Origin of the sequence: Escherichia sp. TW09308 (genome assembly GCF_000208565.1) — a bacterium.
Classification (GTDB): domain Bacteria; phylum Pseudomonadota; class Gammaproteobacteria; order Enterobacterales; family Enterobacteriaceae; genus Escherichia; species Escherichia marmotae.
This window is the reverse complement of record NZ_AEME01000001.1, coordinates 2,991,559-3,005,341: the sequence shown is the minus strand read 5'-3', so window position 1 is coordinate 3,005,341 and position 13,783 is coordinate 2,991,559. Positions and strand designations below refer to the sequence as shown.

9 protein-coding genes are annotated in these 13,783 nt (G+C 52.5%); 2 read left to right on the top strand and 7 right to left on the bottom strand.

Annotated features, from left to right (window positions below; translation table 11 throughout):
* Positions 1-94: 94 nt before the first annotated feature.
* Positions 95-1,348 (bottom strand): serine hydroxymethyltransferase, encoded by a 1,254-nt coding sequence (gene glyA / locus ESM_RS0114265; RefSeq protein ID WP_000919159.1) that lies wholly within the window; start codon positions 1,346-1,348, stop codon positions 95-97.
* 330 nt (positions 1,349-1,678) lie between these two features.
* Between glyA and hmpA the strand changes: the two genes are divergently transcribed.
* On the top strand, positions 1,679-2,869 hold the full coding sequence (hmpA, locus tag ESM_RS0114260; protein ID WP_000883084.1) for an NO-inducible flavohemoprotein: 1,191 nt from the start codon (positions 1,679-1,681) through the stop codon (positions 2,867-2,869).
* 43 nt (positions 2,870-2,912) lie between these two features.
* Here hmpA and glnB read toward each other — a convergent pair whose 3' ends face one another.
* From glnB to purL, 5 genes are all read right to left on the bottom strand, one after another.
* Positions 2,913-3,251: a nitrogen regulatory protein P-II gene (gene glnB, locus ESM_RS0114255; RefSeq protein ID WP_000717694.1), complete on the bottom strand. Its 339-nt coding sequence runs from the start codon at positions 3,249-3,251 to the stop codon at positions 2,913-2,915.
* Between the two features lie 60 nt (positions 3,252-3,311).
* Positions 3,312-4,646 (bottom strand): two-component system response regulator GlrR, encoded by a 1,335-nt coding sequence (gene glrR / locus ESM_RS0114250; RefSeq protein ID WP_001516890.1) that lies wholly within the window; start codon positions 4,644-4,646, stop codon positions 3,312-3,314.
* Entirely contained in the window at positions 4,636-5,349 is a 714-nt protein-coding gene (gene qseG, locus ESM_RS0114245) for a two-component system QseEF-associated lipoprotein QseG (RefSeq protein WP_001215851.1), read from the bottom strand. Before qseG ends, glrR begins: the two co-directional genes overlap by 11 nt.
* Before the next feature lie 164 nt (positions 5,350-5,513).
* Positions 5,514-6,941: a two component system sensor histidine kinase QseE/GlrK gene (gene qseE / locus ESM_RS0114240; protein ID WP_001516892.1), complete on the bottom strand. Its 1,428-nt coding sequence runs from the start codon at positions 6,939-6,941 to the stop codon at positions 5,514-5,516.
* Between the two features lie 588 nt (positions 6,942-7,529).
* Positions 7,530-11,417, bottom strand: a complete 3,888-nt coding sequence (purL, locus tag ESM_RS0114235; RefSeq protein WP_000970177.1) for a phosphoribosylformylglycinamidine synthase — start codon at positions 11,415-11,417, stop codon at positions 7,530-7,532.
* Positions 11,418-11,674: 257 nt separating this feature from the next.
* Here purL and mltF point away from each other — a divergent pair, with 257 nt between their 5' ends.
* Positions 11,675-13,231 carry a membrane-bound lytic murein transglycosylase MltF gene (gene mltF / locus ESM_RS0114230; RefSeq protein ID WP_000734181.1) on the top strand — a complete coding sequence of 519 codons (1,557 nt, stop codon included), beginning with the start codon at positions 11,675-11,677 and terminating at the stop codon, positions 13,229-13,231.
* Here mltF and tadA read toward each other — a convergent pair.
* On the bottom strand, positions 13,228-13,731 hold the full coding sequence (tadA, locus tag ESM_RS0114225; RefSeq protein WP_001516895.1) for a tRNA adenosine(34) deaminase TadA: 504 nt from the start codon (positions 13,729-13,731) through the stop codon (positions 13,228-13,230). The two genes, mltF and tadA, sit on opposite strands and share 4 nt — an antisense overlap.
* Positions 13,732-13,783: the final 52 nt, after the last annotated feature.

Sequence of the window (13,783 nt, the reverse complement as noted above, 5' to 3'; positions counted from 1 at the left end):
GTATTGAATTTGCAAAGTTTTGTAGGCCGGATAAGGCGTTCATGCCGCATCCGGCATGAACAACGAGCACATTGTCAGCAAACCACCGTTTCGCTTATGCGTAAACCGGGTAGCGAGCGCAGATGTCGAGAACTTTACCTTTGATGCGCTCGATAACCGCTTCATCATTGATGCTGTCCAGCACGTCACACATCCAGCCAGCCAGTTCTTTCGCTTCTGCTTCTTTAAAGCCGCGACGGGTAATCGCCGGAGTACCCACACGAATACCGGAGGTCACAAACGGGCTCTTCGGATCGTTCGGTACACTGTTTTTGTTCACGGTGATGTTAGCACGGCCCAGAGCGGCGTCAGCTTCTTTACCGGTCAGGTTTTTATCAACCAGATCAACCAGGAACAGGTGGTTATCAGTACCGCCGGAAACCACTTTGTAGCCGCGCTCGAGGAACACTTCTACCATCGCTTTGGCGTTTTTCGCGACCTGCTGCTGGTAAGTTTTGAACTCCGGCTCCATCGCTTCTTTCAGCGCTACTGCTTTACCGGCGATTACGTGCATCAGCGGACCGCCCTGCCCACCCGGAAAGACTGCAGAGTTCAGTTTTTTGTACAGCTCTTCGCTACCACCTTTCGCCAGGATCAGGCCGCCGCGCGGACCCGCCAGGGTTTTGTGAGTGGTAGTAGTGACAACGTGAGCATGAGGAACCGGGTTCGGATAGACGCCAGCAGCAACCAGGCCCGCAACGTGCGCCATATCAACGAACAAGTAAGCACCGATGCTGTCAGCGATTTCACGCATTTTCGCCCAGTCAACCACGCCGGAATATGCTGAGAAGCCGCCGATGATCATTTTCGGTTTGTGTTCTTTCGCTTGTTTTTCCAGATCTGCGTAGTCGATATGACCTGTTGCATCGATACCGTAAGGAACGATGTTGTACAGTTTACCGGAGAAGTTAACCGGAGAACCGTGAGTCAGGTGACCGCCGTGTGCCAGGTTCATACCCAGAACGGTATCGCCTGGTTCCAGCAGCGCGGTGTAGACCGCAAAGTTAGCCTGGGAACCGGAGTGCGGCTGAACGTTAGCGTAGTCAGCGCCGAACAGCTCTTTCGCGCGATCGATCGCCAGTTGTTCGACGATATCAACATACTCGCAACCGCCGTAGTAACGTTTACCCGGATAACCTTCAGCATATTTGTTGGTTAGCTGAGAGCCCTGTGCTTGCATTACGCGCGGGCTGGTGTAGTTTTCGGAGGCGATCAGTTCGATGTGCTCTTCCTGACGTACTTTTTCCTGCTCCATAGCCTGCCACAGTTCGGCATCATAATCGGCAATGTTCATTTCACGCTTTAACATCCGCATCTCCTGACTCAGCTAACAATAAAATTTTTTCGCCTAATTTTGGCGGTCCTGATGGACAACGGCGAACAGTATAACCGAATCATTCTGCGATAACAGGTCTTGACAAAGGAATTTACGCAAACGATTACCTTCAAGCACGTCAAGGCTTTGGTGAATAAAGGACTTACTACCGGAAACGGATTTCTTTTCAGGTTTGTGATGCAAATTTTTCACTTCATCACATTCCTAATGAAAAACACCAAGGAACCATTTACAGGACAGGGTTATTTTTTATAAGATGCATTTGAGATACATCAATTAAGATGCAAAAAAAAGGAAGACTCTATGCTTGACGCTCAAACCATCGCTACAGTAAAAGCCACTATCCCTTTGCTGGTGGAAACAGGGCCGAAATTAACCGCCCATTTCTACGACCGTATGTTTACTCATAACCCAGAACTCAAAGACATTTTCAATATGAGTAACCAGCGTAATGGCGATCAACGTGAAGCCCTGTTTAACGCCATTGCCGCCTACGCCAGTAATATTGAAAACCTGCCTGCGCTGCTGCCAGCAGTGGAGAAAATCGCGCAGAAACACACCAGCTTCCAGATCAAACCGGAGCAGTACAACATCGTAGGCGAACACCTGCTGGCCACCCTCGACGAAATGTTCAGCCCGGGTCAGGAAGTGCTGGACGCATGGGGCAAAGCGTATGGCGTACTGGCAAATGTGTTTATCAATCGCGAAGCAGAAATTTATAACGAAAACGCCAGCAAAGCCGGTGGCTGGGAAGGTACGCGCGATTTCCGCATTGTGGCTAAAACACCACGCAGCGCATTGATCACCAGTTTCGAACTGGAACCGGTCGACGGTGGCGCAGTGGCAGAATACCGTCCGGGACAATATCTCGGCATTTGGCTGAAGCCGGAAGGTTTCCCGCATCAGGAAATTCGTCAGTACTCTTTGACCCGTAAACCGGATGGCAAAGGCTATCGTATTGCAGTGAAACGCGAAGATGGCGGACAGGTATCCAACTGGCTGCACAATCACGCTAACGTTGGCGATGTCGTGAAGCTGGTGGCTCCGGCTGGTGATTTCTTTATGGATGTAGCGAATGACACGCCAGTGACCTTAATCTCTGCGGGTGTCGGTCAGACGCCAATGCTGGCGATGCTCGACACGTTGGCAAAAACAGGCCATAGCGCCCAGGTGAACTGGTTCCATGCTGCAGAAAATGGCGATGTTCACGCCTTTGCCGATGAAGTTAAGGAACTGGGGCAATCGCTGCCGCGCTTTACCGCGCATACCTGGTATCGTCAGCCGAGTGAAGCCGATCGCGCGAAAGGTCAGTTTGATAGCGAAGGTCTGATGGATCTGAGCAAACTCGAAGGTGCGTTCAGCAATCCGGCAATGCAGTTCTATCTCTGCGGCCCGGTTGGCTTCATGCAGTTTGCCGCAAAACAGTTAGTGGATCTGGGCGTGAAGCAGGAAAACATTCATTACGAATGCTTTGGCCCACATAAGGTGCTGTGATTTGATATTGCCGGATGGAGACATCCGGCAACCCCGGCGCGGTTTAAATTGCCGCGTCGTCCTCTTCACCGGTACGGATACGAATGACCCGTGCCACGTCAAAGACGAAGATTTTACCGTCACCAATTTTACCGGTTTGCGCTGTGCGAATAATGGTGTCTACACAGGTATCCACAATGTCGTCGGGTACGACGATCTCAATTTTCACCTTCGGCAGAAAATCCACCATATACTCCGCGCCGCGATACAGCTCGGTATGGCCTTTCTGGCGGCCAAAACCTTTCACTTCGGTTACCGTCATACCGGTAATGCCGACTTCAGCCAGTGCTTCGCGGACATCGTCCAGCTTGAAGGGTTTAATAATCGCATCAATCTTTTTCATGCTATTCCTTGAAAAGGTCGCCTGTCTTTTGATCTGCTAAACGTAACACATTACGCCAATTCATTCCTTGAAATCGTTTGCATCCAGTTCGTGTCGGGAAAGCAGTTTATAAAATTCTGTCCGGTTGCGCCCCGCCATTCTCGCCGCGTGGGTGACATTGCCTTTGGTGATTTGCAGCAGCTTGCGCAAGTAGTTGAGTTCAAACTGATTACGCGCCTCAACAAAGGTGGGTAGCGCCGTGTTTTCTCCTTCCAGCGCCTGCTCCACCAGCGCATCACTAATCACCGGAGATGACGTCAGCGCCACGCACTGTTCAATCACATTCACCAACTGGCGCACATTGCCCGGCCAGGTGGCGGTCATCAGGCGCTTCATCGCATCGGTGGAGAACGCACGGACAAACGGTTTATGTCGCTCTGCCGCCTGACGCAATAAATGGTTTGCTAACAACGGAATATCTTCCGTGCGCTCCGCCAGTGCGGGGATCTTCAGACTAACAACGTTGAGGCGGTAATAGAGATCTTCGCGGAACTCACCTCGCGCCATCGCTTTTGGCAGGTCGCGATGAGTGGCGGAAATAATCCGCACGTCGATATCAATATCGCGGTTGCTGCCCAGCGGACGGACTTTGCGCTCCTGCAACACGCGCAGCAATTTTACCTGTAACGGCGCGGGCATATCGCCAATCTCATCGAGAAACAGCGTACCGCCTTCCGCCGCCTGGAATAAACCTTCGCGATTGCTGACGGCACCAGTAAACGCGCCGCGTGCATGACCAAACAGTTCTGACTCCAGCAACTGTTCAGGCAATGCGCCACAGTTAATGGCAATAAACGGTTTGTTGTTGCGTGGGCTGGCGTTGTGGATCGCCTGGGCGAAAATCTCTTTCCCCGTGCCGCTCTGGCCGTTAATCAGCACACTAACGTCAGACTGCGCTACCAGCCTCGCCTGTTCCAGCAAACGCAGCATCAGCGGACTGCGGGTGACAATAGCCTCGCTCCAGCGTCCGTCGGTGGCTGGCGCGGATTGCTCCAGCGCATCGTCAATTGCCTGATACAACGCGTCTTTATCGACGGGTTTGGTGAGGAAACTAAACACGCCTTGCTGTGTCGCGGAAACGGCATCGGGAATGGAACCATGCGCGGTGAGGATGATAACCGGCATCCCCGGCTGCACTTTCTGGATTTCGGCAAACAGTTGCATACCGTCCATTTCATCCATCCGCAGGTCGCTGATGACTAAATCTATTTTTTCGCGATTCAGTACCCGCAACCCTTCAGCGCCACTTTCCGCCGTGACCACGCTGTAGCCTTCGCTGGTCAGGCGCAGACCAAGTAATTTCAACAATCCGGGATCATCATCGACCAATAATAAATGCGCAGGTTTATGGCTCATCAGGGGTGACCTCATTGGTAGATGGCGCGGGCTTTTCACTCTCGTGCGTCGCGTCCGGCGCGAAATTTCCGGCAGGTTTACGGGTCGAGAGCTGACGTTCAATATCGGTCAGATTTTCCAGCTTACGGGTGGTAAGCTCCAGTTGCTGCTGTAGAACGTGATGTTGCTGGCGCAAAGCATCCAGCTCGCTATCGCTGGACTGCTGGAGTTTACTGTAGCGTTGACGCTCTTCCGCCAGTTGCAATTGTAACGCCTGACCATCGCGCCAGAGCTGATACAGCGGGCGAACCTGCGCCGGGATCTCTGTACTTAACGCGTCAATGCGCGCAACTAACTGGCGGCGCTCAAAAGGCGTAATTTTAGCGTCGGCCAGCAAAATTCCCTGTTTAAAGGTATTTTGCCAGCTACCGTCGCCATACTTGCGGGCTTCCTGACGCGATTGCGCTGGCATTAAGCGGTTGGCACAATCCATCGCCCGTAGCCAGTAAAGCGGGTTAGTTTCGGTTGATTTCCCTTGCAGCGCCCAGATGTCACTACATTCAGTAGGAAGATAATCAGCCAGTTGATAAACCGGAATTTTTTCTTCTGCTGGCGTATTAAGAGCTGGTTTATTGTAACTCTGCACACAGCCCAGCAATGCCAGACAAGGCAACCCCGCCAGCCATAGCCGCCGGGGCAAAATTTGTTGAAAAATGTGTCGCATATTCACCAGACTTAGAGCCTTTCCCAGTGGGCGTAATTGTTGCAGGAAGTTTGGACATGGACAGCGCGGAGAAACCGGAGCGTACACGTAGTACGTGAGGATTTCGAGCACTGCCCGGGGCCAAACTGGCAAATAAAATAGCCTAATGGGATAGGCTCTTAGCATTATTTCGTGTTTTTTGACGCAGGCAATTCAATACGGAAACAAACGTCTTGCCCGCTCTCATCGACCAGATACAGTTCCCCTTGCATACGGCGAATACAATCCCTGGCAATGCTTAATCCCAGACCGCTGCCCTTCACCGCCCCTTTTCGCTGGTGACTTCCCTGAAAAAAGGGTTCGAAGATCATGGCGCGTTCCTCTTGCGGAATGGGCGTACCTGTATTGATGACATCAATGTAAACCCGCGCACCATGTAAGCTGCTGTGAAGGCAAATGTTACCGGATTCAGCCCCGTAGTGCACCGCATTGGAGTAAAGATTATCCAGCACGCTCATCAACAACATTGGCTCTGCCTGGCAAACTGTTGCCTGCAGATCGACGTCGGTATGCATCATTTTAGCCCGTGCAGGCAAGCTGTGAGCGGAAACTACCATCTCCACCAGTGGTGCAAGCTCGACGTTCTCCAGTGCCACCGCGCCGTCCGCCTGTTTACGGTTGTAATCAAGCAGTTGTTCGATCAGCTTTTGCAGATTGCGACTGCTGTTATCGAGAATGCTCACCACCTCTTTCTGCTCTGCCGTGAGCGGCCCAACAACCTGATCAGCAAGTAATTCAGTACCTTCGCGCATACTCGCCAGCGGCGTTTTTAATTCATGAGATAGATGTCTTAAAAACTGATGGCGTTGAGATTCCAGCCATGACAGGCGCTCGCTTAACCAGATAATTCGTTGCCCGACCGAACGTAATTCACGAGGGCCGCTGAACGAAACGCTATTACCCAGAGAACGCCCTTCCCCCAATCGGTTGATCATCCGTTCAATATTTTTTACCGGACCGATAATCATCCGTGTGAAAAGCAGCACCATTACCAGGCTTACCAGAAACAGTACCAGCGATTGCCAGCCGAAATATTGCCCACGTTCGGCAATTTCTCGTTGCAGTTGCTGCCCACGAGAGAACACCACGGTGCGCGTGGCCTGTACCATTTCAGTATTCGCGTTGGCGAAGGCTTCCAGACGCGCAGCAGCGGCGGCATCGGGGCCGCTGTTGTTGCACTGAAGTTGGGCGAGATTGTTCAAATCCTGACGCAATGCCTGGTAGAGTTTATCGTCCGGCAGCACGCCTGCGTGGGCGTCGAGCATTTCGCTGTAACGCTTGCGCTGGCTTTGGTAGACCTTCGCCAGGGTGGGATCGTCCAACACGCAATACTGACGGTAGCTACGCTCCATCTCCAGCGCCGCGTTGGTCATCGCTTCACTGCGCCGGGCATCGATAAGCGTCGTGCGGTTGACCAGCGCCGCCTGATCGCTAAGTACATTCAGGCTTTGCCAGGCTTGCCATGCCAACACTAACAAGGGCAGCAGGATCAGCAGGAATGCCAGCGTTACCAGTTGTCGTAATGAATGGGGAAAAACGGGCCAGCGTTTCAAGGCATTACTCTCGTCAGACGCGAATAACGTGATGCTAACCGAGGGGCTGTTCAGATACAACAAAGCCGGGAATTACCCGGCTTTGTTGTGGAATAAGGCGGTGCCTAACTCGACGTTTCGCCCGATGGTTGATATAGCTACGCTGATATCAGAAGTTGGACGGCAGGCACCTTGTTGTGCGTCATTCGGTTTTTATGTAGCACGTCCCGAAGGGGCTGACATAAGTGGGTGAATGAGCCACTGGTTACTATTATGCATTAACTGTGCCAATAAACAAAATAGTTTGATAACGTACTGATTGTACGTTGTTTTGATAGGTTTATGAGTGCTTCACGATTTGACTATAAATCAGCCGTTGTGTCGCCTAAAAGAGACGGTCAAAGATAAAATTATTAGTCTTAAATAAAATCAACAGGTTAAATGTCGCCAATGAGCGACACGGTAAACCACCCATTGTCGTGATTTACAGACACAAAAAAGCTCCCGGAGTTGGGAGCATATGATAGTGGTTGGTGTTTAATGCCGGATGCGGCGTAAACGCCTTATCCGGCCTGTAAAACCAATGCGTTGCGTAAAATACCCGCAGTCTTACCCCAACTGCTTACGCGCATTGCGGAAAATACGCATCCACGGGCTATCCTCACCCCAGTTTTCCGGGTGCCAGGAGTTGCTGACAGTGCGGAAAACACGTTCCGGGTGCGGCATCATGATGGTGACACGACCGCTTTCAGTCGTGACCGCCGTAATGCCGTTCGGGGAACCGTTCGGGTTAGCCGGATAAGTTTCAGTGACTTTACCAAAGTTATCAACATAGCGCAGCGCCACCAGCCCTTTGCTTTCCAGTGCCGCCAGATGCGCAGCGTCACGCACTTCCACGCGCCCTTCACCGTGAGAAACAGCTATCGGCATCTGTGAACCCACCATCCCCTGCAACAGCAGCGACGGGCTTTGGGTCACTTCAACCAGACTGAAACGCGCTTCAAAGCGATCGGAGGTGTTACGCACAAAACGTGGCCACAGGTCGCTACCAGGGATCAATTCACGCAGATTAGACATCATCTGGCAACCGTTACATACCCCCAGCGCCAGCGTTTGCGGACGATGGAAGAAGGTTGCAAACTCATCGCGCACACGGTCGTTGAACAGGATAGACTTCGCCCAACCTTCACCTGCGCCCAGCACGTCACCGTAGGAGAAACCACCGCACGCGACCAGGGCGTGGAAATCCTCCAGGCCAGTGCGTCCAGCCAGCAGGTCGCTCATATGCACGTCGATAGCATCGAAGCCCGCACGGTGGAACGCTGCCGCCATTTCAACATGCGAGTTCACACCCTGCTCACGCAGCACAGCAACTTTCGGGCGCGCGCCAGTGGCAATAAACGGTGCCGCCACATCTTCGTTGATATCGAACGACAATTTCACATTCAGACCCGGATCGGCATCGTTAGATTTCGCCTGGTGTTCCTGATCGGCACACTCCGGATTGTCACGCAGACGCTGCATCTGCCAGGTGGTTTCTGCCCACCAGACACGCAACGTGGTGCGACTTTCGCTGAATACAGCCTGCCCGTTGGCCGTAATCACAAAACGGTCACCAGAAACAGCCTGACCGACATAATGGACACAATCAGCAAGTCCGTGCTGTGCCAGTACGCCTTCTACGGCTTCACGGTCTGCAGCGCGTACCTGAATCACCGCCCCCAGCTCTTCGTTAAACAACGCGGCCAGGCGATCTTCACCCAGAATTGCGATATCTGCTTCAATGCCGCAATGACCGGCAAACGCCATTTCCGCCAGCGTCACCAACAGGCCACCGTCAGAACGATCGTGGTAGGCGAGCAGCTTACGTTGGGCGACCAGCGCCTGAATGGCGTCGTAGAAACCTTTCAGTTGAGCAACATCGCGCACATCTGCCGGTATATCGCCAAGCTGACGATATACCTGCGCCAGCGCCGTTGCGCCCAGCGCGTTATTGCCTTTGCCGAGGTCAATCAGCAGCAGTGCGTTATCTTCGGTAGAAAGCTGCGGCGTAATGGTGTGACGCACATCTTCCACACGGGCAAATGCAGAGATTACCAGCGACAGCGGGGAGGTCATTTCGCGCTCTTCATTACCTTCCTGCCAGCGGGTTTTCATCGACATAGAGTCTTTACCGACCGGGATCGTCAGGCCGAGCGCCGGACAAAGTTCTTCGCCCACCGCTTTCACTGCTTCATACAGGCCCGCATCTTCACCAGGGTGACCTGCCGCCGCCATCCAGTTGGCGGAAAGTTTGATGCGTTTAATATCGCCAATCTGCGTAGCAGCAATGTTGGTTAACGCTTCACCGACCGCCAGACGAGCAGAGGCGGCAAAATCCAGCAGCGCAACCGGCGCACGTTCACCAATTGCCATTGCTTCACCGTAGTAGCTGTCGAGGCTGGCGGTAGTAACCGCACAGTTAGCTACCGGTACTTGCCACGGACCGACCATCTGATCGCGCGCCACCATGCCGGTTACGCTACGGTCGCCAATGGTAACGAGGAAGGTTTTCTCTGCCACGGTCGGCAGATGCAGCACGCGTTTCACCGCGTCAGCAATAGTAATCCCTTCACGAACCAGCGCGTCGCCTTTCGCTTTCAGCGTTTGTACATCGCGGGTCATCTTCGGCGTTTTACCAAGCAACACGTCCAGCGGCAGATCGATCGGCTGATTATCAAAATGACTATCGTGCAGAGAAAGGTGCAGTTCTTCGGTTGCTTCACCAATCACCGCATATGGCGCGCGTTCACGCTTACACAGTTCGTCAAACAACGGCAACTGATCGGCGGCAACAGCCAGCACGTAGCGTTCCTGGGATTCGTTACACCAGATTTCCAGCGGACTCATCCCCGGTTCGTCGCTAAGAATATCGCGCAATTCGAATTTACCGCCACGCCCGCCGTCACTCACCAGTTCCGGCATAGCGTTAGAAAGACCACCTGCACCAACGTCATGGATAAACAGGATTGGGTTTGCATCACCCAACTGCCAGCAGCGGTCGATCACTTCCTGGCAACGACGTTCCATTTCGGGGTTGTCGCGCTGTACAGAAGCGAAATCGAGGTCGGCATCAGACTGACCGGAAGCCATAGAAGACGCTGCTCCGCCGCCAAGACCGATGTTCATTGCCGGACCACCGAGGACGACGAGCTTAGCACCAACGTTGATTTCGCCTTTCTGCACATGATCGGCGCGGATGTTGCCGATCCCGCCCGCCAGCATGATCGGCTTGTGATAACCACGCAGCTCTTCGCCATTGTGGCTGTTCACTTTTTCTTCATAAGTACGGAAGTAACCGTTCAGTGCCGGACGGCCAAATTCGTTGTTAAACGCCGCGCCGCCCAGCGGGCCTTCGGTCATAATGTCCAGTGCGGTAACAATACGTTCCGGTTTACCAAAATCTTCTTCCCACGGCTGTTCAAAGCCTGGAATACGCAGGTTGGAAACGGAGAATCCAACCAGGCCGGCTTTCGGCTTCGCGCCGCGTCCAGTTGCGCCTTCATCACGGATTTCACCACCGGAACCGGTCGCCGCACCCGGCCACGGAGAAATTGCCGTCGGGTGGTTGTGGGTTTCCACTTTCATCAGGATGTGAGCCGGTTCCTGATGATAATCGTAGCGCCCCGTTTCATGGTCGGCAAAATAGCGGCCTACTTCGGAACCTTCCATCACGGCGGCGTTATCTTTATATGCAGAGAGAACGTGATCTGGTGTGGTTTCGAAGGTGTTTTTAATCATCTTGAACAGCGATTTTGGCTGTTGTTCACCGTCGATAATCCAGTCGGCGTTAAAAATCTTGTGACGGCAGTGCTCAGAGTTCGCCTGGGCGAACATATAAAGCTCGATGTCGTTCGGGTTACGACCAAGCTTTGTGAAAGCGTCTTGCAGATAGTCAATCTCATCTTCTGCCAATGCCAGGCCAAGACGCAGGTTAGCGTCGATCAGGGCCTGACGACCCTGTCCCAGCAAATCAACGCTGGTAACCGGAGCCGGTTGATGATGAGCAAACAACTGCTTTGCATCATCTAACGCAAAAAAGACCGTTTCCATCATGCGGTCGTGTAGTTCAGCGGTAATCTGCTGCCATTGTTCGTGAGTCAGCGTACCGGCTTCAACATAGTAAGCAACGCCACGTTCAAGACGGTTTACCTGTTGCAGCCCGCAGTTATGGGCAATATCGGTCGCTTTCGAAGACCAGGGAGAGATGGTGCCAGGACGCGGGGTCACCAGCAGTAGTTTGCCTTGCGGGGCATGGCTGGCGAGTGCCGGGCCATATTTCAGCAGGCGTTCAAGTTGCGCGTGCTCATCATCGTTTAACGGTGCATTGAGGTCAGCAAAATGGACATACTCGGCGTAAATGTTGTGAACCTGGAGCCTGGCAGCCTGAAAACGTGCCAGCAGTTTATTGATTCGGAATGCCGACAGTGCAGGCGAACCACGCAGAATTTCCATCATAAGTCTCTCGTCTTCTAAGCTTTCGGTGTACCCAAAGGGGGGAAACGGGCGTCATTATAAAGAATCTGGCGTGCTGACGAAACCGTTTGCGTGGAAATAAAATCGCCGCCGTGGATTAGCAACGCGTGCCGCCAATATCTGTAATAAGTTGCCAACTGGCGCGGGTTTACGCAAAATGCCGCTCATTTATGATGAAACCTTTCTACATTATTACGATTTTTCAGGCAGGGAAAAGCACGACGCAGAGAATTAACTAATTGAAAAAATTAAAGATTAATTATCTGTTCATCGGTATTCTGGCACTGCTTCTCGCGGTCGCTCTCTGGCCATCCATTCCCTGGTTTGGTAAAGCCGACAACCGTATCGCCGCCATACAAGCGCGGGGAGAGTTGCGCGTGAGTACTATTCACACACCTCTCACCTGGAACGAAATCAACGGCAAACCCTTCGGGCTGGATTATGAACTGGCCAAACAGTTTGCTGACTATCTTGGCGTTAAACTGAAAGTCACCGTGCGGCAGAACATCAGCCAGTTATTTGACGATCTCGATAACGGTGATGCCGATCTGCTGGCTGCAGGGCTGGTCTATAACAGCGAAAGGGTTAAAAATTATCAACCCGGCCCAACCTATTATTCCGTTTCACAACAACTGGTCTATAAAGTGGGTCAGTATCGACCACGTACGCTGGGTAATCTGACGGCGGAAAAGTTGGCCGTCGCACCTGGGCATGTTGTCATTAATGATCTGCAAAAACTGAAAGAGACTAAGTTCCCGGAATTAGGCTGGAAAGTGGACGACAGAAAAGGGTCTGCGGAGTTAATGGAAGATGTTATCGAAGGTAAGCTGGATTACACCATTGCCGATTCTGTCGCTATCAGCTTGTTCCAGCGCGTTCACCCGGAACTCGCCGTGGCGCTGGATATTACCGATGAACAACCCGTGACCTGGTTTAGTCAATTAGATAACGATAATACGCTTTCTGCTGCCCTGCTCGATTTCTTCAATGAAATGAATGAGGACGGCACACTGGCGCGTATTGAAGAGAAATATCTCGGGCATGGCAATGATTTTGATTATGTCGATACGCGCACGTTTTTACGCGCCGTTGATGCTGTTCTGCCACAGTTAAAACCGCTATTTGAGAAATACGCCGAGGAAATTGACTGGCGTTTGCTGGCAGCGATAGCTTATCAGGAATCGCACTGGGACGCGCAGGCGACTTCTCCGACTGGCGTGCGCGGCATGATGATGTTAACCAAAAATACCGCGCAAAGCCTGGGCATTACCGACCGTACTGATGCCGAACAAAGCATCAGCGGCGGCGCGCGTTACCTGCATAATATGATGAGTAAAGTGCCAGAAAGCGTGCCAGAAAATGAGCGGATCTGGTTTGCGCTCGCCGCCTATAATATGGGCTATGCACACATGCTGGATGCCCGTGCCCTGACGGCAAAAACTAAAGGTAATCCTGATAGCTGGGCCGATGTTAAACAACGTCTGCCTTTGCTTAGCCAGAAACCCTATTACAGCAAGCTGACTTACGGCTATGCACGTGGGCATGAAGCCTATGCTTATGTAGAAAATATTCGTAAGTACCAGATTAGCCTGGTGGGTTACTTGCAAGAAAAAGAAAAGCAGGCAACAGAAGCGGCGATGCAGTTGGCTCAGGATTATCCGGCGGTATCGCCAGCGGAATTGGGTAAAGAAAAATTTCCCTTTCTCTCATTTCTTTCGCAGTCGTCATCTAATTATCTGACGCACTCCCCTTCTCTACTGTTTTCCAGGAAGGGAAGTGAAGAGAAACGAAATTAATCTGTCGCGGATTGCGCTTTTTTCTGCGCTTTGATTTCCTGACGGCGCATTCGGAAAAAATCGCTGAGTAGCGCCGCGCACTCATCCGCCAGTATTCCTTCCGTAATTTCCACTCGATGATTCATGCCCGGGTGGTGAAGTACATCCATTAATGATCCGGCGGCGCCAGTTTTCGCATCACGCGCGCCAAAGACCACGCGACCAATACGGCTGTGGATCATCGCTCCGGCGCACATCACGCACGGTTCCAGCGTGACATATAATGTCGCGTCGATCAGGCGATAGTTTTGCAGCACCAGCCCTCCCTGCCGCAGCGCCATGATTTCTGCATGAGCTGTAGGATCATGGCGACCAATAGGTCGGTTCCAGCCTTCACCGATTACCCGGTTGTTATGCACCAATACCGCGCCGACCGGCACTTCCCGCTCGTCCCAGGCACGTTTCGCCAGCGTCAGCGCATGACGCATCCAGTATTCGTGACTAAATTCGACTTCAGACAAAAGGAAAACTCCGGTTATAAAAGCGCGGCGCATTATACACGGACGCTATGCG